The sequence below is a fragment of the Pseudomonas sp. KCJK8993 genome, assembly GCF_046230915.1.
Lineage (GTDB): Bacteria > Pseudomonadota > Gammaproteobacteria > Pseudomonadales > Pseudomonadaceae > Aquipseudomonas > Aquipseudomonas piscis.
In genome coordinates this window covers 1-26,194 of record NZ_JBJJLO010000033.1, presented here as the reverse complement: position 1 = coordinate 26,194, position 26,194 = coordinate 1, and the positions used below count along the sequence as shown (strand labels likewise).

Annotated in this window: 27 protein-coding genes; 16 read left to right on the top strand and 11 right to left on the bottom strand. The window is 64.1% G+C overall.

Annotated features, from left to right (window positions below):
- Positions 1-98: 98 nt before the first annotated feature.
- Positions 99-3,272 (bottom strand): efflux RND transporter permease subunit, encoded by a 3,174-nt coding sequence (locus ACK6AU_RS13175; RefSeq protein WP_409299563.1) that lies wholly within the window; start codon positions 3,270-3,272, stop codon positions 99-101.
- 12 nt (positions 3,273-3,284) lie between these two features.
- Entirely contained in the window at positions 3,285-4,430 is a 1,146-nt protein-coding gene (locus ACK6AU_RS13170) for an efflux RND transporter periplasmic adaptor subunit (protein WP_409299580.1), read from the bottom strand.
- 555 nt (positions 4,431-4,985) lie between these two features.
- On the opposite strand from ACK6AU_RS13170, the gene ACK6AU_RS13165 reads away from it, so the two are divergent.
- Genes ACK6AU_RS13165 through ACK6AU_RS13150 form a run of 4 tightly spaced genes read left to right on the top strand, consistent with a single transcriptional unit; the run spans position 4,986 to position 7,003 of the window.
- Entirely contained in the window at positions 4,986-5,588 is a 603-nt protein-coding gene (locus ACK6AU_RS13165) for a TetR/AcrR family transcriptional regulator (protein ID WP_185701363.1), read from the top strand.
- Between the two features lie 19 nt (positions 5,589-5,607).
- Entirely contained in the window at positions 5,608-6,360 is a 753-nt protein-coding gene (locus ACK6AU_RS13160; RefSeq protein ID WP_409299562.1) for a DUF3313 family protein, read from the top strand.
- 59 nt (positions 6,361-6,419) lie between these two features.
- Positions 6,420-6,698, top strand: a complete 279-nt coding sequence (locus ACK6AU_RS13155) for a transporter suffix domain-containing protein (protein WP_185701361.1) — start codon at positions 6,420-6,422, stop codon at positions 6,696-6,698.
- On the top strand, positions 6,695-7,003 hold the full coding sequence (locus ACK6AU_RS13150; RefSeq protein ID WP_185701360.1) for a hypothetical protein: 309 nt from the start codon (positions 6,695-6,697) through the stop codon (positions 7,001-7,003). Before ACK6AU_RS13155 ends, ACK6AU_RS13150 begins: the two co-directional genes overlap by 4 nt.
- 39 nt (positions 7,004-7,042) lie before the next feature.
- Here ACK6AU_RS13150 and ACK6AU_RS13145 read toward each other — a convergent pair whose 3' ends face one another.
- On the bottom strand, positions 7,043-7,384 hold the full coding sequence (locus ACK6AU_RS13145; protein ID WP_185701359.1) for a hypothetical protein: 342 nt from the start codon (positions 7,382-7,384) through the stop codon (positions 7,043-7,045).
- Between the two features lie 238 nt (positions 7,385-7,622).
- On the opposite strand from ACK6AU_RS13145, the gene ACK6AU_RS13140 reads away from it, so the two are divergent.
- Positions 7,623-7,871, top strand: coding sequence for a hypothetical protein (locus ACK6AU_RS13140; protein ID WP_185701358.1), 249 nt, complete (start codon positions 7,623-7,625; stop codon positions 7,869-7,871).
- 66 nt (positions 7,872-7,937) lie between these two features.
- Here the strand turns inward: ACK6AU_RS13140 and ACK6AU_RS13135 are convergent, their stop codons facing one another.
- Positions 7,938-8,372, bottom strand: a complete 435-nt coding sequence (locus ACK6AU_RS13135) for a nuclear transport factor 2 family protein (RefSeq protein WP_409299561.1) — start codon at positions 8,370-8,372, stop codon at positions 7,938-7,940.
- A gap of 32 nt (positions 8,373-8,404) precedes the next feature.
- On the bottom strand, positions 8,405-8,566 hold the full coding sequence (locus ACK6AU_RS13130; protein ID WP_409299560.1) for a hypothetical protein: 162 nt from the start codon (positions 8,564-8,566) through the stop codon (positions 8,405-8,407).
- A 167-nt stretch (positions 8,567-8,733) separates the two neighbouring features.
- Here ACK6AU_RS13130 and ACK6AU_RS13125 point away from each other — a divergent pair, with 167 nt between their 5' ends.
- Positions 8,734-9,357, top strand: coding sequence for a TetR/AcrR family transcriptional regulator (locus ACK6AU_RS13125; protein WP_185701355.1), 624 nt, complete (start codon positions 8,734-8,736; stop codon positions 9,355-9,357).
- A 128-nt stretch (positions 9,358-9,485) separates the two neighbouring features.
- Positions 9,486-10,049, top strand: coding sequence for a TetR/AcrR family transcriptional regulator (locus ACK6AU_RS13120; RefSeq protein ID WP_185701354.1), 564 nt, complete (start codon positions 9,486-9,488; stop codon positions 10,047-10,049).
- A gap of 343 nt (positions 10,050-10,392) precedes the next feature.
- Here the strand turns inward: ACK6AU_RS13120 and ACK6AU_RS13115 are convergent, their stop codons facing one another.
- Positions 10,393-11,715, bottom strand: a complete 1,323-nt coding sequence (locus ACK6AU_RS13115) for an MFS transporter (RefSeq protein ID WP_409299559.1) — start codon at positions 11,713-11,715, stop codon at positions 10,393-10,395.
- Positions 11,716-11,741: 26 nt separating this feature from the next.
- Positions 11,742-12,917 (bottom strand): M20 aminoacylase family protein, encoded by a 1,176-nt coding sequence (locus ACK6AU_RS13110; RefSeq protein WP_409299558.1) that lies wholly within the window; start codon positions 12,915-12,917, stop codon positions 11,742-11,744.
- A 143-nt stretch (positions 12,918-13,060) separates the two neighbouring features.
- Between ACK6AU_RS13110 and ACK6AU_RS13105 the strand changes: the two genes are divergently transcribed.
- The 3 genes from ACK6AU_RS13105 (at position 13,061) to ACK6AU_RS13095 (ending at position 16,594) form a co-directional block, all read left to right on the top strand.
- Positions 13,061-14,011 carry a LysR family transcriptional regulator gene (locus ACK6AU_RS13105; protein WP_409299557.1) on the top strand — a complete coding sequence of 317 codons (951 nt, stop codon included), beginning with the start codon at positions 13,061-13,063 and terminating at the stop codon, positions 14,009-14,011.
- 87 nt (positions 14,012-14,098) lie between these two features.
- Positions 14,099-14,479, top strand: coding sequence for a RidA family protein (locus ACK6AU_RS13100; RefSeq protein ID WP_409299556.1), 381 nt, complete (start codon positions 14,099-14,101; stop codon positions 14,477-14,479).
- A gap of 114 nt (positions 14,480-14,593) precedes the next feature.
- Positions 14,594-16,594 carry a peptidase U32 family protein gene (locus ACK6AU_RS13095; RefSeq protein WP_409299555.1) on the top strand — a complete coding sequence of 667 codons (2,001 nt, stop codon included), beginning with the start codon at positions 14,594-14,596 and terminating at the stop codon, positions 16,592-16,594.
- A 208-nt stretch (positions 16,595-16,802) separates the two neighbouring features.
- Here the strand turns inward: ACK6AU_RS13095 and ACK6AU_RS13090 are convergent, their stop codons facing one another.
- Positions 16,803-17,018: a PLD nuclease N-terminal domain-containing protein gene (locus ACK6AU_RS13090; RefSeq protein WP_185701348.1), complete on the bottom strand. Its 216-nt coding sequence runs from the start codon at positions 17,016-17,018 to the stop codon at positions 16,803-16,805.
- A 322-nt stretch (positions 17,019-17,340) separates the two neighbouring features.
- Between ACK6AU_RS13090 and ACK6AU_RS13085 the strand changes: the two genes are divergently transcribed.
- From ACK6AU_RS13085 to ACK6AU_RS13075, 3 genes are all read left to right on the top strand, one after another.
- The gene (locus ACK6AU_RS13085) at positions 17,341-18,036 is read left to right on the top strand and encodes a peptidoglycan DD-metalloendopeptidase family protein (protein ID WP_185701347.1); all 696 of its coding nucleotides are present in this window, start codon (positions 17,341-17,343) and stop codon (positions 18,034-18,036) included.
- 82 nt (positions 18,037-18,118) lie between these two features.
- Positions 18,119-18,589 carry a YbaK/EbsC family protein gene (locus ACK6AU_RS13080; protein ID WP_185701346.1) on the top strand — a complete coding sequence of 157 codons (471 nt, stop codon included), beginning with the start codon at positions 18,119-18,121 and terminating at the stop codon, positions 18,587-18,589.
- A 223-nt stretch (positions 18,590-18,812) separates the two neighbouring features.
- Complete coding sequence (locus ACK6AU_RS13075) at positions 18,813-19,202, top strand: hypothetical protein (RefSeq protein WP_409299554.1); 390 nt, start codon at positions 18,813-18,815, stop codon at positions 19,200-19,202.
- On the opposite strand, the gene ACK6AU_RS13070 is transcribed toward ACK6AU_RS13075, so the two are convergent.
- The gene (locus tag ACK6AU_RS13070; RefSeq protein ID WP_409299553.1) at positions 19,156-20,142 is read right to left on the bottom strand and encodes a helix-turn-helix domain-containing protein; all 987 of its coding nucleotides are present in this window, start codon (positions 20,140-20,142) and stop codon (positions 19,156-19,158) included. The two genes, ACK6AU_RS13075 and ACK6AU_RS13070, sit on opposite strands and share 47 nt — an antisense overlap.
- Before the next feature lie 163 nt (positions 20,143-20,305).
- Here ACK6AU_RS13070 and ACK6AU_RS13065 point away from each other — a divergent pair, with 163 nt between their 5' ends.
- From ACK6AU_RS13065 to ACK6AU_RS13055, 3 genes are read left to right on the top strand one after another with little or no spacing between them, the layout of a single operon-like run.
- Complete coding sequence (locus tag ACK6AU_RS13065; protein WP_409299552.1) at positions 20,306-21,664, top strand: glutamine synthetase family protein; 1,359 nt, start codon at positions 20,306-20,308, stop codon at positions 21,662-21,664.
- Positions 21,665-21,712: 48 nt separating this feature from the next.
- The gene (locus ACK6AU_RS13060) at positions 21,713-22,801 is read left to right on the top strand and encodes a polyamine ABC transporter substrate-binding protein (RefSeq protein ID WP_185701343.1); all 1,089 of its coding nucleotides are present in this window, start codon (positions 21,713-21,715) and stop codon (positions 22,799-22,801) included.
- Positions 22,798-24,111 (top strand): NAD(P)/FAD-dependent oxidoreductase, encoded by a 1,314-nt coding sequence (locus tag ACK6AU_RS13055; RefSeq protein ID WP_409299551.1) that lies wholly within the window; start codon positions 22,798-22,800, stop codon positions 24,109-24,111. The genes ACK6AU_RS13060 and ACK6AU_RS13055 overlap by 4 nt, the downstream gene beginning before the upstream one ends.
- A 13-nt stretch (positions 24,112-24,124) precedes the next feature.
- On the opposite strand, the gene ACK6AU_RS13050 is transcribed toward ACK6AU_RS13055, so the two are convergent.
- Positions 24,125-25,072 (bottom strand): alpha/beta fold hydrolase, encoded by a 948-nt coding sequence (locus ACK6AU_RS13050; RefSeq protein WP_409299550.1) that lies wholly within the window; start codon positions 25,070-25,072, stop codon positions 24,125-24,127.
- Between the two features lie 201 nt (positions 25,073-25,273).
- The gene (locus ACK6AU_RS13045; RefSeq protein WP_185701340.1) at positions 25,274-26,023 is read right to left on the bottom strand and encodes a TetR/AcrR family transcriptional regulator; all 750 of its coding nucleotides are present in this window, start codon (positions 26,021-26,023) and stop codon (positions 25,274-25,276) included.
- Positions 26,024-26,194 lie beyond the last annotated feature (171 nt).

The following is a 26,194-nucleotide window of genomic DNA, read 5'->3' as shown; positions in this document are numbered from 1 at the left end:
CTTGCCTGCGATACGGCCCTAGCTCCGACGTGACGGCCAGGGCATTGCAAACCTCCAGGGCCGGTTGCGCGTACGCCGCGGCAACCGGCCTTGACAAGCTACAGGCCGTGGTCGGCTTGCCCCATGCTGCTCTGGCCATGCTGGACCAATTTGCGCCCGGACAGCTTGCGCAGGCCGACATAGAACACCGGCGTCAGGAACAGGCCGAACAGCGTCACGCCGATCATCCCGGCAAGCACCGTCACCCCCGTGATGGAACGCACCTCCGCACCGGCACCCTGGGAGAACACCAAAGGAATGGTCCCGGCGATGAAGGCGATCGAGGTCATCACGATCGGACGCAGGCGCAAGCGGCACGCCTCCAGGGCGGCCTCGACTATCCCCTGCCCCTGGAACTCCAGTTCCCGGGCGAACTCGACGATCAGGATCGCGTTCTTGCAGGCCAGCCCCATCAGCACCACCAGCCCCACCTGCACGAAGGTATTGTTGTCGCCGCCGAACAACTTCACTCCGAACAATGCCGAGAGCACGCACATCGGCACGATCAGTATGACCGCAAGCGGCAGGGTCCAGGATTCATACAGCGCAGCGAGTACCAGGAAAGCCAGGAGGATCGCCACCGGGAAGACCACTAGCGCAGCCTTGCCCTGGATGGACTCCTGGAAGCTCATATCGCTCCATTCGAACTCGAAGCCGTTGGGCAATACCTGTTTGGCGACTTCGGCGATCTTGTCCATCGCCTGTGCCGAAGACAGTAGCGCCGGATCGGCTTCACCCGAGAAGTCCGCGGCCGGATAGCCGTTGTAGCGCAATACCGGATCAGGACCGTAGGTCTGGCTGAGCTTGATCATCGAGGCGATCGGTACCATCTCGCCCCGTTCGTTGCGTGCCTGCAGGTTGCCGATATCCTCGACACGCTTGCGGAAGTCGCCTTCGGCCTGGGCATATACCCGCCAGGTACGGCCAAACAGGTTGAAATCGTTGACATAGGCGGAGCCCAGATACACCTGCAGCGTCTGGAACAGGTCCGCCAGAGCCACGCCCTGGGCCTTGGCCTTGATGCGATCGACCTCGACATCCAGTTGCGGCACGTTGGACTGGTAGCCCGAGAACGGAAACCCCATGCCCGCCTCCTTCATCAACGCCCCCTGCAACGCGCCGGTGGCTTGCTGCAAGGCACCATAGCCGGCTCCGGCGCGGTCCTGGACGAACAAGGAATAACCGGCCCCGGAACCCAGGCCGAGGATCGGCGGAGGGTTTATCACGAAAGCCATGCCCTCCTGCATGCCATTCATCCTGGCCTGGATATCACCCATGATTTGCTTGGCGCTGCGCTGGCGCTCGTTGAAGGGCTTGAGAATCACGTAGGCCACCGCATAGTTCGGGGTGTTGGTCTGCTGGATCGGATTGAAACCAGCGAACGTCAGCACATGGGCAACGCCTTCGGTGGCCAGGGCACTCTTGCCCAGTTCGTTGACGACCGCATCCGCGCGACTGATGGAGCTGCCCTCGGGGAGCTTCACCACGCCCATCAGGAACAGCTTGTCCTGGGTCGGGATGAACCCCCGGGGCACCTTATCGAACAACAGGCCCGTAGCCGCCAGCAGCACGCCATAGACCACGAACGCAGCGCCGCGCCGCTTGAGGATGCGCGACACCGCTCCTTGGTAGTTGTGCGAGCTGGCCTCGAAAAACCGGTTGAATGGCGCGAACAACCAGCCGAAGGTACGGTCGATCCCCCTGGAGAGCGCATCCTTGGGTGCATCGTGGCCACGCAGGAGCATGGCCGCGAGTGCAGGCGACAGCGTCAGCGAATTGATCGCCGAGATCACCGTGGAAATGGCGATGGTCACGGCGAATTGCTTGTAGAAGGTACCGGTGACGCCGCTGAGAAAGGCCATGGGCACGAATACCGCGCACAGCACCAGGGCGATCGCGACTATCGGCCCGGACACCTCCTTCATCGCCTGATGCGCGGCGGCCAAGGGCGTGAGGCCCCCACCGATATTGCGCTCGACGTTCTCGACCACCACGATGGCATCGTCCACCACGATGCCGATCGCCAGCACCAGGCCGAACAAGGTCAAGGTGTTGATCGAAAAGCCCAGCACATGCAACACCGCGAACGTGCCGATCACCGATACCGGCACCGCTATCAGCGGAATGATCGAGGCGCGCCAGGTCTGCAGGAACAGGATCACCACCAACACCACCAGTACGATCGCCTCGGCCAGTGTCTTGACCACCGCGTCGATGGCTTCGCGCACGAAAATGGTCGCATCGTAGTCCGACCGGTAGTCCATGCCGGGAGGAAAGCTTTTCTTCAGCTCGTCCATCTTGGCGATCACGTCGCTGCGCACCTCCAGCAAGTTGGCGCCTGGAGCCTGGAATACACCGATGATCGGAGCTTCCTGGCCTTCGAGCCGGGTACGCAACGTGTAGTCGCTGGCCCCCAATTCGATACGCGCGACATCGGACAGGCGCACCACTTCACCGTTCGGACCAGTCTTGAGCACAATGGCGCCGAACTCGGCGGACGTGCGCAGGCGGCCCTGGGCATTGATCGCGATCAGAAAATCGCTGCCGCCCCGGACGGGCTCGGCACCGAGCTGGCCAGCCGAAACCTGCAGGTTCTGATCCTGTATCGCACGTACCACATCGCCCGCGGTCAGGCCACGCGAGGCGACCTTGCCCGGATCGAGCCAGACACGCATCGCATAATCGCCGCTACCGAAGAAACGCACCTGGCCGACGCCCGGGATACGGGAAAGCTGGTCCTTGATCTTGATGTTGGCGTAGTTGCGCAAGTACAGACCGTCGTAGCGTCCGTCCGGGGAGACCGGGGTGATCATCAAGGCGAAGCTCGGTGACTGCTTCTGCGTCGTCACGCCCAGCGCGACCACCGCCGCAGGCAAGCGCGACTGAGCCTGGGCCACGCGATTTTGTACATCCACCTGGGCCTTGTTGGGATCGGTGCCGGGTTCGAAGGTGATCGTCATCATCATGACACCATCGGAGCCGGCCACCGACTTCATGTACATCATGCCCTCGACGCCATTGATCTGCTCTTCCAACGGTGCCGCGACGGTCTCGGCGATCACCTTGGGGTTGGCGCCGGGATAGGTAGCGGTGACGACGACTGTCGGCGGTACTACCTCGGGGTATTCACTGACCGGCAACAGGGGTATGGCGATCAGGCCCACCAGGGAAATGACCACCGATAGCACCGCAGCGAAGATCGGGCGCTCGATGAAGAATCTGGAGAAATTCATTGGCAGCCTTCCTCACTTCGCCGTGATCGAACTGGCTGCGCCCATGGTCACCGTGCTGGCGTCCACCGGCGCACCGGGGAACAGGATCTTCTGCAAGCCGGCGACGATGACTTTGTCCTCTGGCGCGAGCCCGTCCTGCACGATGCGCAGGTCGTCTGCGAAACCGCCAAGCGTGACGTCTTTGCGCAATGCCTCGTTCTTCGCACCCACCACATAGACGTACTTGCGATCCTGATCGGTGAGGATGGCCTTGTCATCGATCAGCATGGCGTTGAATTCGCCGCTTCCCTGGAGCCGTACCCGGGCATACAAGCCTGGAAACAACAAGCGCTGGGGATTGGCGACCACCGCGCGCAACGTGATGGTGCCAGTGGCGGAATCCACCTGGTTGTTGACGAAATCAACCACCCCGGCATGGGGAAAACTGCTGTCGCTGGCCAGGCCAATGCGTACCGGATTGGCCGAGGCGCTTCGCTGGCCACTGCGGGCCAGCGCCATGTAGCGCAGGTAGCTCTGTTCGTCCGGCTGGAAGTAGACATAGAGCGGGTCCTGGGAGATCACGCTGGTCAATACGCTCTGGTCGGCCTGGACCAGGTTGCCGACGGTCAGCATGGCCCGGCCGACTCGCCCGGCGATAGGTGAACGGACCTCGGTGAAGCCCAGGTCGAGCTGGGCGCTGGCCAGCGCCGCTTCTGCTGCACGCACATCGGCGGCGCCTTGGGCCGCGGCGGCGCGGCGGGTATCGAATACCTCGCGCGAAATCGCATTGACCGCCACCAGCACCTGCGCCCGCTGTTCTTGTACCCGCGCCAGCTCTGCGGTTGCTCGCGCTCGGGCGAGTTGCGCCAGGGCGTTGTCATAGGAGGCCTTGTACGGCCGCGGGTCGATCCCATACAGCAGGTCGCCGGGCTTGACCTCGTCACCCTCCTTGAAGGCGATGCGCTCTATGTAGCCGCTGACCCGCGCCCGTACCTCGACCGCATCGGTGGCGGCTATGCGCCCACTGAACTCGTCCCACTGGCGCACCGGCTTGACCACCACCCGGGCCGCGCTGACCTGGGCCGCCGGAGGGGCTCCCGCTTGGCCGCCGTCGTCGCTGCACGCCGTCAGCGCCACGGCGATCGAGGCGATGACGACCAGGGAAGTCCCCGGTCCCAATGAAGTCCAATATCGCTTTAGGTCAGGCACAACCATCTCCTTTGAGTGATTTCGGAGCGCGCCAGGCCCTGCGCCGGCATCAGTAGATGCAACGTTGCTGCGAGACACGGGCGGGGTCGAAATCGAAAGAGGGAATGAAATAAAAGTTGCGCAGGACGCAACTTGCACAATTGGAAAGCCTGGCTGCTGGCTTCAGCTGGCCTGCTTTGGCTTTCGGCATGTGCACGATGCCATTGGGGTCTTTGCTAGGGTTACATCGATTCCACGAAAGCCGTGCCTGATCCTGCAAGCGGATGCAGGAACGCCCCTACTGCCTGGCTTGACCGCAGGCGTATAGACGCCCTGCGAGGATGGGCCCAGGACGAGGACGAGTCCGGACACGGCTGCCCGGATTCGCTTGCGGGCCGCTCAGGGCCCGGGCGCCCTGGCAGGCGCGGCTCCCAGCCCGGTGATGTAGTCGACCAGGGCCTGACATGGCCGATCACCGACCATTGACGGCGCGAATGGGCTGCCAACATAATGCGACTATTCAGTCCGATTATTAAGCACTTTCCCATGGCCCGTACCCGCAACGAACAACTGCATGAACAGCGCCGCGAACAGATCCTGTTGGCGGCCGCTCGTGTCTTCAAGGAAAAGGGCTTCCATGGCGCTCGCACCGAGGACATCTGCCAGCGGGCGGGCATGAGTGCCGGGGCGGTGTTCCGTTATTTCCGTGACAAGCGCGAGATCATCGATGCGATCGTCGAGATCGAGACCGAGCGCTACGCCAGCCAGATCCGGCAGTTGCTCAGCAAGGAAGGCCTGCATGCGCTGGCCAGGATCAGTGCCGAGGAACTGCTGGCCGAACTGCATTCGGGAGAACTGGACCTCAGCCTGGACAGCTGGCTGGAAGTGACCCGTGGCAACCAGCACAGCCGGATGATCGATATGGATCAGCGGATGCGTAACGAACTGGGCGAACTCCTGGCCAGCGGTCAGCGTGAAGGCTGGATTCGCCCCGAGCTGTCACCCCAGGGCGCAGCGGGCCTGGTGTTTTCCCTGTTCAGCGGCCTGTGGCTGGAACTGAGCCTGGGCCTGGCCATCGATGCCAATCAGGCTGCAACAGCCATGGGCGACTTCGTCCGGACCTATTTGTTGACTCCTCAATCCCAATGACACCCAGGATCGCCACACTATGTTGAACCCTCGCAAGCGCCTCTCCCCCGCCCGTGCCCGGGGAGGCCAGGACACTGTCGAAAAACGCCCCTCGCCGATGGGCTTTTTTTTGCCAAATAGCGAGACGAAGTACTCCGTTTATTTATCACCAGCCCAGCTCAAGATCCACCATTGGCTGCTGATCGCACTGGCCGTCCTCCTGCTCAGCGCCTGCACGACTCCCCAAGTCACGCGCTCGGGCCAGGCCAGGAGCTACCAGGGCCTGCAGAAGATCGGTGAACACGGCATGGGTATCATTCCCCAGGCCGCTCGCGGCGGACACTATGCCCAGGTCCTGGTGGCACCGCTGCAAGTAGCATCGGCAGTCGCCCTGCAGGTCACTCCCGAGGTAGCGCTGGACGTCGAACGCACCCTGCGCCAATCCCTGGAAGCCGAGTTGAGCCGTAGCTTCATGCTCACACCGCGCAACTCCAGCGCCGACACCCTGATAGTCAAGGCCCGCATCACCCGGGTCGCTGAAGCCTCGCCGCTCATCAATGCCATGACCACCCCGCTGCTGGGCCCGGTGAAGAACGGTGGACTGTCCGTGGAGTTCGAGGCGATCGATGGCCGCAGCGGGCAACAACAGGCCTTGCTGCTATTGGCCGACGATGCCGGGTTCACGGACCTCCTCGACAGCTACCAACGCGCCGCCCATGCCCAGGCCCTGGCGCGAAAGTTCGCCGCTGAAGCGGCAGGCTTTTTCTCTCCACTCGGGCGTGCTGCCCGCTAAGACGAATCGGTGCAAGGAGCGGCGCTGGTTCGCCGCGGCCTGGTAACGAGAGGTTGGACATGAAAGAAAAAACCACGGGGTTGCGCAAGAAACTTGGCTTGTCGCTGTTGGCACTGGTGTTGCTTTACTGGATCGCACTGCCTATCTTGCCGTTCCTCGAAATACCCCATAAGGCCCTGGTCATTCCCACCCTGGCGCTGTTCGGCGAGCTGCTGACCCTGGCGGTCATGGTCATCCTCGGCAAGGAATACTGGGGACAGCTCAAGCATGGGGCCCGGCAATTGTTGCGCCGCCCCGGAAAACAACCGCCAACCACGGACGACAAGCAAACACCATGAACCAGTCCCCTGCCCTCGACGCCCGCATGGTTTGCCAACGCCTGCGCGAAGCCGCCCTGGGCACCCATCGGCTACAGGTGCTGGGCCGGCAATGCGAGACTGATCCGCTCAGGGTGGATATCGAGGGTTGGCGCCTGGTGCTGGAACTGGACGGCGGGCGCTTGCTGCACTGCCAGAGCTGCCAGGCCCCCGGAGGGCGGCAATGGCAGCTCGAGACCCGGCAACGCTTCGGTACCGACCCGGTCAGCCTGCTCAGCACCTGGGAACTGGCCCGGATCGAACACCTGCTCGAAACGGCGGGGTGAATCCGCCCCGGGCATACCGGGGCGACTCATTTCAGCCGGTTACAGGCAATCCTGGGCGGCCCGGGAAAAGTTCGAGGGCGTAAAACTCGACGCCAGCAAATGGCGCTCGTACAGGAATACCTTGCCGCCATTGGGCGCCTTGTACGCCTCCAGCACGTTATTGGCCGCCACTTTGCTGGGCACTACGATCCGGTAGCTGCGCTGGGTCTGGGAAACCGTGGGGGCCAACGCCTGCTCACGCAACTTGGGCACTACACAATCAGCATATTGGGCAGGAGTCTTGTTCGTCTGCATGACCAGGGTCGGGTCGTTCGGGGCCGTGGCGCAGGCGCTCAGCAGCAGGGAACCTAGGGTCAAGGCGACAACGGGGGCAACACGCATCGGTGAAATCCTGGAAAAGTCTGGTTCGTTGCGCAGCGGTTCAGCGTCACGGCGCTGCCGCTGCGTTCATCAATGGACTCCAGACGCCAGGGGGTGGCGTCTGTGACGGCGGCGATTTTCCCTGATTGGCGGGCGCAGCAGAATAGGTGTTTCTTGATTGTCACTATTACTTGAACCGATAGTTACGCCACATGCAGACTGCCTGACAGCCCGAATACAACTAGAAAAGGAAATCCCCGTGCGAACTTTTGACCTGATTCGTGATGCCGTCCTGCCGGAATTCCGTGAGCGAGTGGCCGATTATCTCGTCGACTACGAAACCGCCCTGGGCGATAGCGCTACCGATCCGCAAGCGCGACGCGCCGTTGCCTACCAGTTGCGTGGCTACCTGCGCGGCTTGAACACCACCCGGGTCCTGGGCATGGCCGACTGGGAAGAACTCGACCGGCGAGTGGTGGCGTCCTGGCTGAGCCAGCCGCCAGCCTGAAGTCCCCTGCACAGCCAGACGCGTTCGGCGGCAGCCCGTCACAGGCCGCCGCCGGGTGCGCAAACCCTAGGCTCCGGACTTGCTGGCGGCCAGGTAGGCCCCCAGGCGCCGCCCCATCTCCTCGCCCAAGGCCTGCAACCCACTCATGGGCCGAACCATGACCTCGAACTCGACGATCTTGCCCTGCTCATCGAAGCGGATCATGTCGATCCCCTTGAGCTGCCGGTCGCCGACCCGTGCGCTGAACTCCAGCACCACGCTCAAGCCGTCGGCCGTGGCCAATTGTCGGTGGTAGGCAAAATCCTCGAAGACTTGCAGCACCGTGCGCAAGATGCTCGCCACCATGGGAGCCCCGGGATAGGCAGTGTGGGCCATGGGCGAGCGGAACAGCACATTGGCGTCGAGGATCTCGGGCAGGCCGCCGAGATCCTCGCGCTCGACCATGGCGTGCCAGCGCTTCAGGGAAGCGTCGGCCTGGGGATGCAGTTTCAATTCGGACATCGGATTCTCCTATCCAGCTTCAAGGGTACGGCTCAGGAAGCCTCGACCCCGGTCGGTCCGGGAGCGAGGGCATTGCAGACGCCCACCGACGCGGCAACGCGTTGGCGCAGCGAGGTCGCGGGCAGCTCGGCCCAGATCCGGTAGGCCGGCGCCCCGGGATGAAAATCGTCAGCGGCCAGCAGGCTGGCATCCATACGGCCCCTGGACCAGCAGCAGCCTGGACAGGTTCTCGATCATGAATCATGCATCCGATGGCGGCCGTAGCACGCAGGCTACGGCGCGATCTTAACAGCGTCAAGATTCTTCATCATGCTAAGATTCGCCGCGCTCCAGCCCTGCGTCCGACCTTTTCGAGCCCTGTATGACCAAGAATTCCCCGCGCTCCCGCGACTCCTACCACGTGGGCAACCTGGCGCCACAGCTGCTGGACGCCGCCCGGACATTGCTCGAGGAAGTCGGCCCGACCCGGTTGTCGCTGCGGGCGGTGTCCGAGCGGGTCGGCGTCAGCTCCACCGCCGTCTATCATCACTACGCCAACCGCACGCAACTGATCGGCAGCCTGGCGGCCCAGGGGTTTCGCGAACTGGCGGCGGTGCTGGTACACAAGGACCGCGATAGCGGCGGCGGGCAACGATTGCGCAGCGCCTGCCTGAGCTATTTCAGCTTCGCCCGGGGCAATCCCGCGCTATACCAGCTGATGTTCGGCCCGGAGTTCGCCGGCGGCGACATGCCGCCGGAGCTCGGCAGCGCCCGCGAGCAGGCCTTCGGTGAACTGCGGCGGATCATCGCCGGCCTGCTGGAGCAGGACGTGCAGAGCGCCGAGGTACGCCGTGCCGCCCTTGCCGGTTGGTCCTACACCCATGGTCTGGCCTCCCTGGTGATCCATGGGGTGCTGGACTTTCCCGAGGGCACCAGCGACGAGCGCTTCGTCGACAGCACCCTGCAAGGCCTGCAACAGCTGTTTCGCGCCAGCAGCCCGGGCTGAGCCCCAGGCGATCAGGGGCAAAATCCCCCTGGAGCGATATTTTCCCGGCCGAAGCGGTCATTTCCGTTGAAGCCAACGACTATTTCTGCACAATGCGTGCAACTGAAAACTGAACTAGAGGCCCACTGATGCTCTTGACCCCTCAAGACGAACGACTCATCAAGGCGCTGGCGCAGGCCATCGTCGACCGTCCGCGGGCGACCCTCAAGGAGCTGGCGGAACTCGCCGGAGTGAGCAAGGCCACCCTGCACCGCTTCTGCGGCACGCGCGACAAGCTGCTGCAAATGATGGAAGACCATGGGCAAGGCGTGCTCAAGCGCATCATCGACGGCACCGACCTGCAACATGACGAACCCGTGGCGGCCCTGCGCGCGTTGGTCAGCGAACACCTGGCCCATCGCGAGATGCTGGTGTTCCTGCTGTTCCAGTACCGTCCCGACACCATGCTCAACGATGGCGAGGACGAGCGCTGGCAGTTCTATACCGATGCCCTGGATGCGTTCTTCCTGCGAGGCCAACAGCTGGGGGTGTTCCGTATCGACATCACCGCCCAGGTGTTCACCGAGCTGTTCCTGACCCTGATCTTCGGCATCGTCGATGCCGAGCGCCGTGGCCGCGCGGCCAGCGCCAACTCGGCCAATGTGGTGGAGCAGATGTTCCTCCACGGCGCCATCGCCACCAAGCCAGCCTGAGCCCCCGCCCCTCGCTCCACTGCCTGGTTGGAGCATAAAAAAGCCCCGCGGCCCTAGGGCCAACGGGGCAAAACTGGCTGGTTGCGGCCAACCAAAGGAGCTGGACCGGCAAATCCATCCGTACCATGGCCCCTGGCAGAGCGACGCGGCCATGGCACTTCGTGCTGTTGGAGCCCGAGGGACGGTGTCAGCGCCTTCCCTGCACACACGGATTGCCGATGAAACGCCCGGAGCGGTTCCGGACTGGAGCGAAGATACTTTCATGGCGCCATTGAGTCAATATTGACTCACATGAATCATAAAAATACCCGCCGCGCCTGTCCCCTGAATACCACCTCGCTGCTCAGTCCAGCTCCTTGCCAGCCGTTTCAGGCGCCAGCTTCAACCCCGCCAGGCACAGCATGATCGCCGCGAACATGTACCAGGCCGGAGCATTGGGGCTGCCCGTAAGGCTCACCAGGCCAGTGGCGAACAGCTGGGTAAAGCCGCCGAATACCGCCACTCCGAGGCAATAGCAGATGGACATGCCGCTGGCCCGTATGCGCGCCGGGAACAGCTCCGGCAGCAGCGCCATGTTGGGCACTATGGTGTAGGTCAACGGGATACTGAGCAGCGTCACCAGCGCCAGCAGCACACCGATATGCGGGTGCTGGTTGATCAGCAGGAACGCCGGGTAGATCGCCAGCAGCAGGATAGGCAATGGCCAGAAGATCGACTTGCGCCGGCCAATGCGATCGCTCAGGCGACCGGCATGGGCCGACAGCAGCAAGGGCGGCAGGCAAGCGAAGATAGCGGCCCAGGTGGCGATTCCCAGGGGCATGTGCAACACACTGATGGCATGGTTAGCCAGGTAGAACTGGATGGTGTAGATCGGCACCGTGGCGCCGATCACCAGCAGTACTCCCGCCGCCAGTTGCCGGGGATGACCCAGCAGCAGCTTGAAGGAATGGGCGGCGGTCTCGCCGTGGCGCTCCCGTTGACGGTGCACCGGGGTCTCCGGCAAACGGTGGCGGATGTATTCGCTTATCGGAATGGCCAGGATGCCGATGGCGAACACCAGCCTCCAGCCCCAGCTGTCCATGGACTCGGCGCTCAGCAGGTTGCTCAGGCTCATCACCAGTACACCGCCAAAGACGATGCCCAGGCTCTGGCTGAAGGTTTGCCAACTGCAGTAGTAGCCCCGTGAATGCTTGTCCGCATACTCCATCAGCAAGGTGGTGGAACTGCCGATCTGCCCACCCACGGCGAAGCCCTGGATCAGCCGCGCGATGATGATCAGCGCCGGCCCGAACAGGCCGGCCTGGGCATAGGTCGGTGCCACGGTGAACAACAGCGAGCCCGTGGCCATCAACCACAACGTCAGGCGCAACGCCGCCTTGCGTCCGGCGTGGTCGGCATACAGGCCGATGACCAGGCCACCCAGCGGGCGCATGACGAAGCCGGTGCCGAACACGGCCAGCGACAGCATCAATGGGATCAGCGAATCATCGCCGAAGGGAAAGAACAGCCGCGCCATCAGGGTCGCCAGCATGCTGTAGACCAGGAAGTCGTAGAACTCCAGGGCGTTGCCCAGGCAGATGGCGGCAATCGCTCGAGGGTTCCTCACCAAGGGTGGGGCATGGCCGGTATCGGTGATGGGGTTGATGGTTGTTTTTGTTGTTGTCATCGATGGTTCCTCTCAGGGTGTTCGGTTCAGGTCAGGAAACGCTGGGCCAGGCGCACCCAGAAACTGGCCCCCAAGGGCAAGGCCTGATCGTTGAAGTCGTATCCGGGGTGGTGTACCTCGCAACTGCCGGCGCCATCGCCGTTGCCGATCAGCAGATAGCAGCCGGGCACGCGCTCCAGCCAGAAGGCGAAATCGTCGCTGGCGCAGATCGGCCGCATGTCCGGCACCAGGCCCTCCTCGCCCAGCCAGTCGCGGATCACCTGGGCGGCCAGTGCGCTGGCGCCCGGGTCGTTGACCAGCACCGGATAACCCTCGCCGAAGATCACCTCGGCCCTGGCGCCGAAACCGCTGGCATGCAGCTCGGCCAGGCTCTTGATCCGCTGCCTGAGCATCTGCCGGACCGCAGGTTGCAGGGCCCTGACGCTCAAGCGCAGTTCTGCGCGTTGCGGTATGACGTTGGCCGCGTCGCCAGCCAGGAAGGCCCCGACGGTGACGATGGCGGTCTCGCTGGGCGGCGCGTTGCGCGAGACCAGGCTCTGCAGGGCCATGACCAGCGAGGCGCCGATCACTACCGGATCCTGGGTCTTGTCCGGCATCGCACCGTGGCCGCCGGCCCCGTGGATCAGGATCACGATGTTATCGGTGCTGGCCATGCATGGCCCGGCCAGCACCCCGAACTTGCCCAGGGGCATGCCCGGCGAATTATGCAGGGCGAAGATGGCATCGCAGGGAAATCGCTCGAAAACCTGCTCTTGCAGCATGTGCCTGGCCCCGGAACCGCCATGGCCCTCCTCGGCAGGCTGGAAGAACAGCTGCAGGGTGCCGCGCCATGAGCGGTTGCGGGCCAGCTCCCAGGCCGCGGCCAGGAGCATCGCGATGTGCCCGTCATGCCCGCAGGCGTGCATCTTGCCGAGGATGCGGCTGCGCCAGGGGCGCTCGCCCTGCTCCTGGATCGGCAGCGCATCGAGTTCGGCACGCAGCCCCAGGCGTGGGCCCTGGCCATTGCGCAGGGTGGCCACAACCGCGGTGCCGGCCATGGCCGGGTGGATCTGGTAGCCCCACTCTTGCAGGCACTGGGCCACGCGCTCGCGGGTGAGGAACTCTTCGTGGCCCAGCTCTGGCAGGGCATGGATCGCCCGGCGCAACTCGACCATGGCCGGGGCGATTTCGGCGATGCCGGGGGTTATCCAGCGTTCATGCATGAGGAATGTCCTGAGTGACAAGGAAAGCCTGCAATGGCGATTGGACCGGTCTGGGCCCAGTGGCTAACCTAGCGCCGGAAAAAGCCCGGCATAAGCCGCAAATACGTTGTCGTGACAACCTTTGGTATTCAGGGGAAAGCGCCGTGAAGCTACATCAACTGCAAGCCTTGCTGGCCGTTGCCGAAGGCGGCGGGATTCGCGCCGCCGCGCGTATCCTGGGGTTGTCCCAGGCGGCGGTGACCCGAGCCTTGCGCGAACTGGAGGAAGAACAAGGCCTGGCCTTGCTGGTGCGCCATACCGGGGGCGCCAGGCTGACGCCGGCAGGCAAGGTGCTGCTGCCCCACGCGAGCCAGATCGCCAGCCAATTGCAGCGCGCCCAGCACGAACTGGCGCAGTTGCGCGGCGCCCCCCCCACGCGACTGTGCGTAGGCGTCACCCCTTGGCTGGGCCAGACCTTGCTCGCGCCGACGCTGCGGGCATTCCGCCTGGCGCTGCCATCGGTCCAGCTGGAGATCTATGAAGGTCTGCAGGCAGTGAGCCTGCCTTTACTGCGCAGCGGCTTGATGCACCTGGCCCTGGGCCCGGCCAACACCCTGCCGGCCCAGGAGTTCGTCCACCAGCCCCTGGTTCGCTACCGCATGCAGGTCCTGGCTTCCCGTGAGCATCCGCGCGGCGCGGCGCGCTCCCTGGGCGAATTGCTGGAGGACGACTGGGTGATGAACTTCGGTCCCTCCGGCCCGGCTCCGCTGGTCCAGCAGTTGTTCGAGCGCCACGGCTGGCGCATCGCCGCCGGGCGTATCGTCGGCGCCCAGTCCAGTGCCATGCTCAGCAGCCTGATCGTGGATGCCGGCATGCTTGGGTACTCGCCGGAGCCCATGCTGCTGTGCGATCCGCTGCGCGGCCGGACCCAGGCCCTGGACCTGGTCGAACCCCTGGAGGAAGCGCAAGTCAGCGTGATCCACCTGCGCGACCAGCCCCTGGACACCGCGGCGCTGTGCTTTGTCCAGTGCCTGCAGGACAACCTGAAGGCCTGCGGCCGCTCCCGCAGCCCCGAGCAGCGCCAGCTGGCGGGGATGCTCGAGCTGCTCTTCTGACTCCCTTGGCTGCGTACGCCTCGACTGGTAAATGCCGCCATTGATGGCATCATGCGAGACCCGTTTTCCCAAGGACCAGAAAAGCCCATGGCCAACCACGATATTTCCTTCCTGCCCGACCCGGACACCGACTCCATTTCTTCCGACGTTGCCGGCTTCGGCGGCCTGCTGGTCTCCACCCAGATCCCGACCCATGCCGACGGCAGCCTGGAACTGGGCGACATCACCCGGCAAAGCGAATGCACCCTGCAGGCGCTGAAGGTGGCGCTGGAGCGCGCCGGCAGCTCCATGGACCGGGTCCTGCACCTGACCATCTACCTCACCGACATGGCCGACCGCACCGCCTTCAACGAGGTCTACCAGCGCTTCTTCACCAAGCCCTGGCCAGTACGCGCCGCCGTCGGCGTGGCTGCGCTGGCGGTTCCCGGCATGCGTGTGGAAGTCACCGCGATGGCCGCCAAGGCCTGACGCCCCAGCGGCTGCGCCCGGTGCGCAGCCGCCACCGGGCAGTACACGGGTGCCGGGCAAGCGTTTCGCCGCTACAATGCGCGCCTTGCCCCTGATAAGCCTGATTAGAAAAACATGTCCTTGCCCAAACACCACCTCGAACTGCTCAGCCCTGCCCGCGATGTCGGCATCGCCCGCGAAGCCATCCTGCATGGCGCCGACGCGGTGTACATCGGTGGCCCGAGTTTCGGCGCCCGCCACAACGCCAGCAACGAGGTGAGCGATATCGCCCAGCTGGTGGAGTTCGCCCACCGTTATCATGCACGGGTGTTCACCACCCTCAACACCATCCTCCATGACAACGAGCTGGAACCGGCGCGCAAGCTGATCCACCAGTTATACGATGCGGGTGTCGACGCGCTGATCGTCCAGGACCTGGGGGTGATGGAACTGGACATCCCGCCCATCGAGCTGCACGCCAGCACCCAGACCGATATCCGCACCCTGGCCCGGGCCAAGTTCCTCGACCAGGCAGGCTTCTCCCAGCTGGTACTGGCCCGCGAACTGAACCTCAAGGAAATCAGCACCATCGCCGCCGAGACCGACGCGGCCATCGAATTCTTCATCCATGGTGCCCTGTGCGTGGCCTTTTCCGGCCAGTGCAACATCTCCCACGCCCAGACCGGGCGCAGCGCCAACCGTGGCGATTGCTCCCAGGCCTGCCGCCTGCCCTACACGCTGAAGGACGAGCACGGCGGGGTGATCGCCTACGAGAAACATTTGCTGTCGATGAAGGACAACAACCAGAGCGCCAACATCCGCGCCCTGGTCGAGGCCGGGGTGCGCTCGTTCAAGATCGAGGGACGCTACAAGGATGTAGGTTATGTGAAGAACATCACCGCCTACTACCGCCAGCGCCTGGATGACGTGCTGGAGGACCGCCCGGACCTGGCCCGCGCTTCCAGCGGCCGCACCGCGCACTTCTTCGTTCCCGATCCGGACAAGACGTTCCACCGTGGCAGCACCGACTACTTCGTCAGCGAGCGCAAGATCGACATCGGCGCCTTCGATTCACCGACCTTCACCGGCCTTCCGGTGGGCGTGGTGGAAAAGGTCGGCAAGCGCGATCTGCAAGTGGTGACCTTCGAGCCGCTGTCCAACGGCGACGGCCTCAACCTGCTGGTCAAGCGCGAGGTGGTGGGTTTCCGCGCCAACATCGCCGAAGCCCGCGGCGAATTCGAGGAAGATGGGGAAAAACGCTATCGCTATCGCGTCGAGCCCAACGAGATGCCCGAGGGCCTGCACCGCCTGCGCCCCAACCATCCGCTGAGCCGCAACCTGGACCACAACTGGCAGCAGGCCCTGACCCGCACCTCCGCCGAACGCCGCATCGGCCTGGCCTGGCAGGCCCGCCTGCGCGAAGAGCGCCTGGAGCTGAACGCCACCAGCGAAGAAGGCATCGGCATCAGCGTCGCCCTGGACGGCCCCTTCGGCGTAGCCAACAAGCCGGAGCAGGCCCTGGAGCAATTGCGTGACCTGCTGGGCCAACTGGGCACCACCTGCTACCACGCCACCGACGTCAAGCTGGACGCGCCCCAGGCCTACTTCATTCCCAACTCCCAGCTCAAGGCCCTGCGCCGGGAAGCCATCGAAGCCCTGGACGCCGCACGGATCGCCGCCCATCCACGGGGCTCGCGCAAAGCCGAAAGCAACCCGCCACCGGTCTATCCCGAGTCGCACCTGTCGTTCCTGGCCAACGTCTACAACCAGAAGGCCCGGGACTTCTACCATCGCCATGGCGTGCAGTTGATCGACGCTGCCTTCGAGGCCCATGAAGAACACGGCGAAGTGCCGGTGATGATCACCAAGCATTGCCTGCGCTTCTCCTTCAACCTGTGCCCCAAGCAGGCCAAGGGCGTGACAGGGGTGCGCACCAAGGTGGCGCCGATGCAACTGGTGCACGGTGACGAGGTGCTGATCCTGAAGTTCGACTGCAAGCCTTGCGAAATGCACGTGGTGGGCAAGATCAAGGGCCATATCCTCGACCTGCCGCTGCCAGGCAGCACCGCAGACTCGGTGGTCGGCCATATCAGCCCCGAGGACCTGCTCAAGACCATCCCCCGCGCGCCGCACTGACAGCTGGGCGAGCGCGGCGCAATGCCGTCGCGCTCGCGGCTGCGGTCAGGGGCCGCATCTGCCGGTGGCATTCCCTGCTAAAGCGCTGTCGGCAGTCACAGGAAAGCTGGGGGCCACAGCGACTGCCAGCCCATGCCGCGGGCGATATCCGTCGCGCTCGACCTTCTCCGGCACCGCAAGCCACCCTGGCTGTGCCGACCAACGCGCCTCAGCCTCTGCCCGCTCCAGGATGCTCACCATGCGCTTGCCTTGGGCCCACGCACAACCAGAGCAGGAACCCCAGCAGCGGGACGAAGATGATCACCACCAGCCACGTCCCCTTGTTTTCGGAGCTGGCCGCGCTACGCAACAGGCTCTTGATGGCCCAGAGTTCGATCAGCAAGACGATGACGGCCAACACGATCCAGATGTATTCGATGTGCATGGATTTCCTCCCGGTCTGTACTTGCTTAGGAAGGAACCGCTAGCCGAGGTTCAGTTTGGTTGGTCCGTGGGGTATCCGGCACGTCGTCCATCGAGCGCCAGCAAGCCGGCGAACCTGGGCCGCCTGGCGGGAGGATGAGTGAAGCCGCGATAGCGACGCGGCTTTTTTTCCGGCAACGGGAGTTCAATGCCAGTTGCAGTGGTCTACTACGCGCCGAGCGTTCGGCAAACAGGTATAGTTGCCGGCTTCGCTGCCCAGCGATTCGATTCAGCGCTGGCCGCACGTTCCGGGCCCAGGCCCATCAAGACAGAATGGATAGCGTGTGTTCGCAAGATTCATATTCATTGCCCTGCTGCTGACCCTTTCGGCCTGCAGCTCCAACTCACCCAGCTCCGGGCCTCTGAAGGCCGGGGAGTACCGGGTCAAGCGCGGCGATACCCTGTATTCCATCGCCAGCCGCAACGGCACGAGCTGGAAGGAAGTGGCGCGACTCAACGGCCTGAAGGCGCCCTACACCGTGGAAGTCGGCCAAGTGCTGAAGGTGGGCGGCGGCGCCCCCAGGACGACCCGGGTGGCCAGCAGCAAGACGCGGACCTCCAGCAGCCGGAGCAAAGCCCCGCCGCCCCCGCCGCCGATGCCCAAGGTCACCCTCAAGGGCTGGACCTGGCCGCTGCGCGGCGTGCTGATCGGGCGCTTTTCGCCCACCGGCAAGCTCAACCAGGGCATTCGCATCGCCACCACCCAAGGCCAGCCGATCCACGCCAGCCTCGGCGGCAAGGTCGCGTTCGCCGGCTACATGCGTGGCTACGGCAACCTGATGATCCTCCAGCACGGTCCGTCCTACACCAGCACCTATGCCTACAACAGCAAGCTGGTGGTCAAGGAAGGCCAGATGGTGATCAAGGGCCAGAAGATCGCCGAGGCCGGCTCCCAGGACACCGATCGCGCCCAGCTGTACTTCGAGATTCGCGCCAACGGCGTGCCGGTGGACCCGCTGCGGTTGCTGCCCCCGGGCTGATCGTTCAACCCATCGATTCCGGCCCCCGGCCGTGGCGCTGGCGCCAGCTGCTCTTCGCCTTCCCACCCCAGGAGAAATCCCCATGAGTATCAGTAAACGAGCTCAACAGTTCCAGGACCTGCTCCACCAGCGCGGACTCGACCTGACGGTACAAGAACTCCCGGACTCGACCCGCACCGCCGACGACGCGGCCAACGCCCTGGGCTGCGAAAAAGCCCAGATCGTCAAGTCCCTGGTGTTTCGGAGCGCGCTCGACACTCCTGTGCTGGTCCTCGCCAGCGGCCCCAACCGGGTCAATGAGCAAGCCATTTCCCGCTTGCTCGGCGACAAGATCACCAAGGCCGACGCCGATTTCGTCAAGCAAGTGACCGGTTTCGCCATCGGGGGTGTGCCACCGCTCGGCCACCGGCAGGAGCTCGAGCTGTTGGTCGATGAAGACCTGCTGAACTTCGATGAAGTCTGGGCCGCCGCTGGCACCCCCAATGCCGTGTTCCGGATTACCGGCCCACTGACCGCCATCCTGCCCAGGCACCAGGTGATCTGCGTCAAGTAGCCGAGCAGCGAGGACACCCGCGATCTGCCCGACGCCTTAGCGTGTCGGGCCACGCCCCGGGAGAGGTTGGCGACTTGCTGATGCGTCGCCCCACGCAGGCCCCCATTCCAGCGACAGGTGCAGAATGCACGCTCCACTCAATTGCGCGCAGCCCCCACTGCCAGCCACTCCCCGGTTGCATCACGCGCCCCGCTCGTTTGCCCCTCTCATCAGGGGCGCGCTATTGGCCCTGGCGACGGTCGCACTCCATGGCTGCGTGGGCGCCTGGGTGGACATGCCTGAGGAACAGGTAACGAAGACAGCAGCCCACCAGCGACTGATCGAAAGCGCCAGGACACCGGTCATCACGCGCATGCAGAAGAATTCGCCCGAACGACAATGGTGTGGCGCCACCCTTCTGGTGGTGATCCTGCCGATCCCGCTCAAGTTGCCGGTGTGCGAGTCCTACAGCAATGCCATCGCCTACGGCAACGACATCAACGGCACTGAGGTTCCCTTGCTGCGCTCGAGCCGCAAGATCAGTTCGGACTTCCATGCCTGCGGCCCCTTCATGTTCCTCGGCCCTCTCATGCACGACTACCAGGGTAACGCGCTCTGCGGAACATTCCGTTGATCGCGCTTGCACCCTCCCGTGGGTCGAAGAGGGTGGCCCCCGGCGCACGCTTCAGGGTCTGGCTCGGCAACTCCCCGAACACGGCCCGATAGCTGCTGGAGAAACGCCCCAGGTGCCAGAACGACCAGTGCATCGCCACCTCGGCCACCGTGGTATCCGTCGGGCCACGGCTGAGCAATTCGCGATGGGCGCTGTTGAGCCGGCGCAGGCGCAGCCAGTGGCTGGGAGCCATGCCGGTAAAGGCCTTGAAGGCACTCTGCAATTGGCGCAGGGACACCCCGGCGACTTGGGACAGGTCCAGCAGGTTGAGGGTTTCCTCGGGGACATCGGCGGCCCACTGCGCAACCCGCCGCATGATCGCCCGTTCCTCGGCCCGCCGCTGCAAACCGCCGGGGTCCAGGCGTACGCAAGCGTTGTCGAGAATGTACAGGCAGTCATCCAGCAACTGCTGGGCCAGGACCTCGCGGCTGGGTGGATCGAGGGTCTGTGACAGGCGGGTCAGCGTCGCGCTGAGCCAGCGACAGAACAACGGGTTCTGCTGGCAGGTCAAGGGTGCCATGAACAGGCCGTCCAGGCGCTCGACACCCAGGCCCTGGCCCTGGACGAACTCGGGACCGAACACCACCGCCACTTCCTGGTAGTTCTCGGGGGTGATCCAGATATTGCGGCTCTCGCCATTGAGCACGTACAGCGCGTTGTCGCTGCGATCGAAGCAGAACGCCAGGGCCCCTTCGGGGGCATTGAAGTTCTGCTCGACCCGGGTATTCATGCGCTCTTCGTAGATCTGCACGCCCTGCAGGTCCAGGTAGCGCACCAGGCCATTGAAATGCCCGGGGGACATCTGCCGGTACTGCTGGACCCAACCTGGCGTGGCCCGGACCTGGTCGAGCACATCGAAGCTCTTGAACGCCTGGACCTGAAGCGGATTGGACATCGTCATGGGAAGACCTTACGCACTCTTTTGGTGCGTTTTGCGTCTGTTTAAAGTGGATAGATGGAACCACAAGGCTTGCCCAAGATAGTCGCCAATGCGCCGCTGGGGAAGCCTTGCCGGGATACTCCCGCTCACCTGGGCGCAGATGAAAACAATCATCGAGGTCTTTATGAATGCCCCTTTCGATCAGCTTTCCTCATGGCTGAAAGAGCACAAGATCACCGAAGTAGAGTGCGTGGTCAGCGACCTGACCGGGATTGCCCGCGGCAAGATCGCCCCCACCAACAAGTTCCTGCATGAGCGAGGCATGCGCCTGCCGGAAAGTGTCCTGCTGCAAACGGTCACCGGGGATTTCGTCGACGACGACCTGTATTACGAGCTGCTGGACCCGGCGGACATCGACATGCTCTGCCGTCCCGATCCCTCGTCGATCTACCTGGTGCCCTGGGCCCTGGAACCCACCGCCATCGTCATCCACGACACCTTCGACAAGTTCGGCAACCCCATCGAGCTGTCGCCACGCAATGTGCTGAAGAAAGTCCTTCAGCTCTACACCGACAAGGGCTGGAAGCCGATCGTGGCTCCGGAAATGGAGTTCTACCTGACCCAGCGTTGCGAAGACCCGGACCTGCCGCTGCAAGCGCCCCTGGGACGCTCGGGGCGTGCCGAGAGCGGCCGGCAGTCGTTCTCCATCGATGCCGCCAACGAATTCGACCCACTGTTCGAGGACGTCTACGACTGGTGCGAAGCCCAGGGCCTGGACCTCGATACGTTGATCCACGAAGACGGCCCGGCGCAGATGGAAATCAACTTCCGCCATGGCGACGCCCTGGACCTGGCGGACCAGATCACCGTGTTCAAGCGCACCCTGCGCGAGGCCGCACTCAAGCACAACGTCACCGCCACCTTCATGGCCAAGCCGATCACCGATGAGCCCGGCAGTGCCATGCACCTGCACCAGAGCGTGGTGGACATCGCCACCGGCAAGCCAGTGTTCACCAACGACGACGGCAGCATGAGCGAGCTGTTCCTGCAGCACATCGGCGGTTTGCAGAAGTACATCCCCAAGGTGCTGCCGATGTTCGCCCCCAACGTCAACTCGTTCCGCCGCTTCCTGCCGGATACCTCGGCCCCGGTGAACGTCGAATGGGGCGTGGAAAACCGCACCGCCGGCCTGCGCGTACCGACCTCCAGCCCGGATGCCACGCGGGTGGAGAACCGCTTGCCCGGCGCCGATGCCAACCCCTACCTGGCGATCGCCGCGAGCCTGCTGTGCGGTTACCTGGGCATGGTCGAGGGCATCGCCCCCAGCGCCGCGGTGGAAGGCCGCGCCTATGAACGGCGCAACCTGCGCCTGCCGATCACCATCGAGGACGCCCTGGCGCACATGGAGGAATGCCCGGTCATCGAGCAGTACCTGGGGCGCAAGTTCGTGCGTGGCTATGTCGCGGTCAAGCGCGCCGAGAACGAGAACTTCAAGCGGGTGATCAGCTCCTGGGAACGTGAGTTCCTGCTGCTCAGCGTCTGACCCGGGCGATTTTTCGCACAACAAAAACATCCCACAGAGGTGTCGAACATGCGTCTATTCAAAGCAGTGATCCCGGTCGCCCTGGCGACCTTGTGCAGCACCGCCGCCCAGGCCGAGCCCAGTGTCAGCGTGTACAACTGGAGCGACTACATAGGCAAGACGACCCTGGCCGACTTCCAGGCCCAGACCGGGATCAAGGTGATCTACGACGTGTTCGACTCCAACGAAACCCTGGAAGGCAAGCTGTTGGCCGGGCGTACCGGCTACGACGTGGTGGTGCCTTCCAACCACTTCCTCACCCGCCAAGTGAAAGCCGGGGCCTTCCTCAAGCTGGACCGGGCGCAACTGCCCAACTGGAAGAACCTGGATCCGAAGCTGATGACCCTGTTGCAGCAGAACGATCCCGGCAACCAGTACTCGGTGCCCTACCTGTGGGGCACCAATGGCATCGGCTACAACGTCGACAAGGTCAAGCAGGTGCTGGGCATCGACCGCATCGACTCCTGGGCGGTGCTGTTCGAGCCGCAGAACCTGAAGAAGCTGGCGCAATGCGGGGTCTCGCTGATGGATTCGCCCGATGAGGTCATGCCGGCGATGCTCAACTACCTGGGCCTGGACCCCAACAGCCAATCGGCGGCCGACTACCAAAAGGCCGAGGCCAAGCTGCTGAGCCTGCGCCCCTACATCACCTACTTCCACTCCTCCAAGTACGTCTCGGACCTGGCCAACGGCAATATCTGCGTGGCGTTCGCCTACTCCGGCGATGCCTTCCAGGCCGCCAACCGGGCCAAGGAAGCCCAGAATGGAGTGAACATCGCCTATGCCATTCCCAAGGAAGGCAGCAACCTGTGGTTCGACCTGATGGCCATCCCCGCGGACGCCACCAATACCAAGCAGGCCCATGCCTTCATCAACTACCTGCTGGACCCGCAAGTGATCGCCAAGGTCAGTGCCCAGGTCGGCTACGCCAACCCCACCCCGGCCTCCCAGCAGTACATGGACGCCCAATTGCTGAACGATCCCGAGGTCTATCCACCCAAGGAGGTGCTGGACAAGCTGTACATCGCCAGTACTCCTTCCCCGGCGATCATGCGCGTCATGACTCGTTCGTGGAGCAAAGTGAAGTCCAACAAATGAACCAGCCACTGTCCCTGGGCGGCGCCAACGGGCACGCCCCCTCCTACTACGCCGCCTCGGTCGGCGCCCTGCCCGGCTACCCGTCCCTGGAAGGCGACCTGCACGCCGATGTCTGCGTGGTCGGCGGCGGCTTCACCGGGGTCAATACCGCTATCGAGCTGGCCGAGCGCGGGCTGTCGGTGATCCTCCTGGAGGCCCGGCGCATCGGCTGGGGCGCCAGCGGGCGCAACGGCGGGCAACTGATCCGTGGCATCGGCCATGAGATCGGCGGCTTTGCCCGTTACGTCGGCCAGGAAGGACTCAAATACCTGGAGCGTGCCGGCATCGACTCGGTGGAACTGGTGGGCCGGCGCATCGCCGAACACGGCATCGACTGCGACCTGCGCTGGGGCTTCTGCGAGCTGGCCAACACCCAGGCCCAGTACGCCGCGTTCCAGGCTGAGCAAGACCACCTGGTGAGCCTGGGCTACCGTCACCCGACTCGCGTGGTGGCCGCGCAAGACATGCAACAAGTAGTGGCTTCCCGGCTCTATGCCGGCGGGCTGGTGGACATGGGCTCCGGGCACCTGCACCCACTCAAGCTGGTGGTCGGCGAAGCCCGATTGGCCAGCAGCCTGGGGGTGCGGATCTTCGAGCACAGCCCGGTGCTGGAGCTGCGCCACGGCGATAGCGTGACGCTGCGCTGCGCCGCGGGCACGGTGCGCGCCGGACGCCTGGTGCTGGCGTGCAACGCTCATCTGGAGGACCTGGAGCCGCGCCTGAGCGGCAAGGTCTTGCCCGCGGGTAGCTACATCATCGCCAGCCAGCCGCTGCCCGAGGCCCTGGCCCGGCAACTGATCCCGGACAACCTGGCGCTGTGCGACCAGAAGGTCGGCCTCGACTACTACCGCCTCACTGCCGATCGCCGCCTGCTGTTCGGCGGCGCTTGCCATTATTCCGGTCGCGATCCAGCGGATATCGCCGGCTACATGCGGCCGAAGATGCTCAAGGTGTTCCCGCAACTGGCGGACATCGGTATCGACTTCCAATGGGGCGGGAAGATAGGCATCACCGCCAACCGCTTTCCCCAGGTCGGGCGGCTGCGCCAGTATCCCAATGTGTACTACGCCCAGGGTTATTCGGGCCATGGGCTGAACGTCACCCACTGGACGGCGCGCCTGCTGGCCGAGGCGATCCACGCCGGGCACAGCCAGGGCCTGGATGTGTTCAGCGCCGTGCCGCACATGACCTTCCCCGGTGGGCCGGCACTGCGTGCCCCCTTGCTGGCTCTGGGCATGTTCTGGCATCGGATGCGCGAGGTGCTGGGCTGATAATCCAGGCGCCTCAGGCAAAACGTCGCTGCAGGAAGTCCAGCAGCAAGCGGTTGACCTGTTCGGGACATTCGCTTTGCAGCCAGTGCCCGCAGTCTTGCAGCAGGTGCTGCTCGAGGTCGGCGACCCGGTCTGGCATGCGCTTGAGGGTATGGGCTTCCAGGACCCCGACCGGGTCGCTGTCGCCGAGCAGGAACAAGGTGGGCTGGAGGACCCGGGCTTGCGCGAGGAACTCGCTGCGCTGCCAGTTGCGCTCGAAGTTGCGGTACCAGTTCAACGCCCCACGGAAACCGCGGCCGGCGAAGGTTTGCCGATAAACCTGGAAATCCTCTTCGGAGCACCAGGCGGGCAAGCGCTCGGGAATAGTCACACCGTCGAACAAGCGGGCTTCGGCCGGCTTGGGTTGCAGCAACGCGTCGATGTTGCCCATGAACAGGCGCAGGCTGGCATCGATGTCGGCATCCAGCTCAGCTTCGGCCAGCCCCGGTTCCTGGAAATACAGGATGTAGTTGAAATGCCCACCGTGCACCTGGCGCATGATGTCCGTGGCCGGACGCTTGGGCCTTCCGGCAAAAGGCACCGACATCGTCACCAGCGCCGCCACCCGCTGTGGTTCCAGCAGTGCCAGGTGCCAGGCCACCGGAGCGCCCCAATCGTGGCCGACCATGCACACCCGGTCATGGCCGAAGGCATCCATGGCCTGCTGGATGTCGGCGCACAGGGTCAGCAGGTCATAGTCTGCTATCGCCTGGGGAGCCGAGCTGCGACCGTAGCCACGCATCTCCGGGACGAAGACCTGGAACCCGGCCGCCGCCAAAGCCGGCACCTGGTGCCGCCAGGAATGCCAGCACTCGGGAAAGCCATGGAGCAGCCAAACGGGCCGGCCTTGCTCGGGGCCGGCGACCCGGACGCTGAGTTCGATGCCGTTGACGGCCAGAATGTGCTGTTGGAAGGAAGTCATGGCGAGGGCTCCTGGCAAGTGCCAGGAAAACCTAGCAGATGTCCTGCCAGGCATTGAGCATCATCGATCAGCCGAATGATGCGGGTAGCGGATCTGCGCGGCGAGGCGAATGGCCGGGGGCTGCCGCAGCGTGTAGCCGCGGGTACCAGCCGCGCATGGCCGCGCAGCGGGCATCGGCTCAGGTGGATCCGCGAGCTGCGGCTACAGGTGCCCGGCCAATGACTGGCTTTGCTGGCGAATCAATCGCTGGGTCGCCAGGACCTTTTCCAGGGCCTGCTCGGAATCCGGGTCCTGCATCGGCGCGCGGATCGCCGCCGATACCAGGCTGATCAGCTTGGCCATGACCTCGGCATCGGTGGCCGGGCGCCCCAGGCTCATGGCCTGCATCAGCAAGCGCAGTTCGGTACCGGCCATTACCCCGGAAATCGCCTTGAGGGCGAACTGCAAGCGTACCCCCAGCTCGTTGCGCGGCAGGTCCGGCAAGGCCAGGGCGAACGCCTTGAAAAAGCGCTCGAACACCGGCTGGTAGTGTTCCTTGAGGTATTCCTGGATGAAAGGCGAGGTATCGCTGTACACCCGGCCAAGGAAGCGAATGAACGAACGCCCCTCCACCCCGCCGCTTTCATCACTGCGCTCCATGCCCATCGCCGGGGCGAACAGCACCCCCAGCAGGGTTTCGCAGTCCAGGGGGCCGTCGGACTGCTCCTCGCACTTGGCCAGGAGTTCCAGGCGCTGGTCGTTGAGTGGGCCCAGGCGCTGCATGAGCAGGGCCTTCATCAGCGAGTCCTTGTCGCCGAAGTGATAGTTCACCGCCGCCAGGTTGACCTTGGCCCGTTCGGTGATCTGGCGCAGCAGCACGGCGTCGTAGCCGTACTTGATGAACAATGCCTCGGTCGCTTCCAGCAGTCGGGTCTTGGTGACATTGGGGGCACTGAGTTTCTTGGCGACCATGGAGGGCTAACCTTTGCTGGATGAAAAACTGACCGTTCGAACAGTGTTTTAAAAAAAAATTTGATTTTTTATACCCGCCAGCCTCCCTAAAAGCAAGCGCCCCAGGGACTCCCACAGCGCCCATAGGCCTTTTTGTGACCAGCGGGTTCCTGCCCCGAACCTGTCAAAAAA

Excerpts from the sequence above, each read along its gene's own strand:
- ACK6AU_RS13090 (WP_185701348.1), bottom strand. The coding sequence starts at position 17,018 with ATGCACATCGAATACATCTGGATCGTGTTGGCCGTCATCGTCTTGCTG.
- ACK6AU_RS13080 (WP_185701346.1), top strand. The coding sequence starts at position 18,119 with ATGAGTATCAGTAAACGAGCTCAACAGTTCCAGGACCTGCTCCACCAG.
- ACK6AU_RS13060 (WP_185701343.1), top strand. The coding sequence starts at position 21,713 with ATGCGTCTATTCAAAGCAGTGATCCCGGTCGCCCTGGCGACCTTGTGC.
- ACK6AU_RS13050 (WP_409299550.1), bottom strand. The coding sequence starts at position 25,072 with ATGACTTCCTTCCAACAGCACATTCTGGCCGTCAACGGCATCGAACTC.
- ACK6AU_RS13165 (WP_185701363.1), top strand. The coding sequence starts at position 4,986 with ATGGCCCGTACCCGCAACGAACAACTGCATGAACAGCGCCGCGAACAG.
- ACK6AU_RS13055 (WP_409299551.1), top strand. The coding sequence starts at position 22,798 with ATGAACCAGCCACTGTCCCTGGGCGGCGCCAACGGGCACGCCCCCTCC.
- ACK6AU_RS13135 (WP_409299561.1), bottom strand. The coding sequence starts at position 8,372 with ATGTCCGAATTGAAACTGCATCCCCAGGCCGACGCTTCCCTGAAGCGC.
- ACK6AU_RS13175 (WP_409299563.1), bottom strand. The coding sequence starts at position 3,272 with ATGAATTTCTCCAGATTCTTCATCGAGCGCCCGATCTTCGCTGCGGTG.
- ACK6AU_RS13115 (WP_409299559.1), bottom strand. The coding sequence starts at position 11,715 with ATGACAACAACAAAAACAACCATCAACCCCATCACCGATACCGGCCAT.
- ACK6AU_RS13130 (WP_409299560.1), bottom strand. The coding sequence starts at position 8,566 with ATGGATGCCAGCCTGCTGGCCGCTGACGATTTTCATCCCGGGGCGCCG.
- ACK6AU_RS13110 (WP_409299558.1), bottom strand. The coding sequence starts at position 12,917 with ATGCATGAACGCTGGATAACCCCCGGCATCGCCGAAATCGCCCCGGCC.
- ACK6AU_RS13150 (WP_185701360.1), top strand. The coding sequence starts at position 6,695 with ATGAACCAGTCCCCTGCCCTCGACGCCCGCATGGTTTGCCAACGCCTG.
- ACK6AU_RS13120 (WP_185701354.1), top strand. The coding sequence starts at position 9,486 with ATGCTCTTGACCCCTCAAGACGAACGACTCATCAAGGCGCTGGCGCAG.
- ACK6AU_RS13045 (WP_185701340.1), bottom strand. The coding sequence starts at position 26,023 with ATGGTCGCCAAGAAACTCAGTGCCCCCAATGTCACCAAGACCCGACTG.
- ACK6AU_RS13100 (WP_409299556.1), top strand. The coding sequence starts at position 14,099 with ATGGCCAACCACGATATTTCCTTCCTGCCCGACCCGGACACCGACTCC.
- ACK6AU_RS13125 (WP_185701355.1), top strand. The coding sequence starts at position 8,734 with ATGACCAAGAATTCCCCGCGCTCCCGCGACTCCTACCACGTGGGCAAC.
- ACK6AU_RS13065 (WP_409299552.1), top strand. The coding sequence starts at position 20,306 with ATGAATGCCCCTTTCGATCAGCTTTCCTCATGGCTGAAAGAGCACAAG.
- ACK6AU_RS13155 (WP_185701361.1), top strand. The coding sequence starts at position 6,420 with ATGAAAGAAAAAACCACGGGGTTGCGCAAGAAACTTGGCTTGTCGCTG.
- ACK6AU_RS13070 (WP_409299553.1), bottom strand. The coding sequence starts at position 20,142 with ATGACGATGTCCAATCCGCTTCAGGTCCAGGCGTTCAAGAGCTTCGAT.
- ACK6AU_RS13145 (WP_185701359.1), bottom strand. The coding sequence starts at position 7,384 with ATGCGTGTTGCCCCCGTTGTCGCCTTGACCCTAGGTTCCCTGCTGCTG.
- ACK6AU_RS13095 (WP_409299555.1), top strand. The coding sequence starts at position 14,594 with ATGTCCTTGCCCAAACACCACCTCGAACTGCTCAGCCCTGCCCGCGAT.
- ACK6AU_RS13160 (WP_409299562.1), top strand. The coding sequence starts at position 5,608 with ATGTTGAACCCTCGCAAGCGCCTCTCCCCCGCCCGTGCCCGGGGAGGC.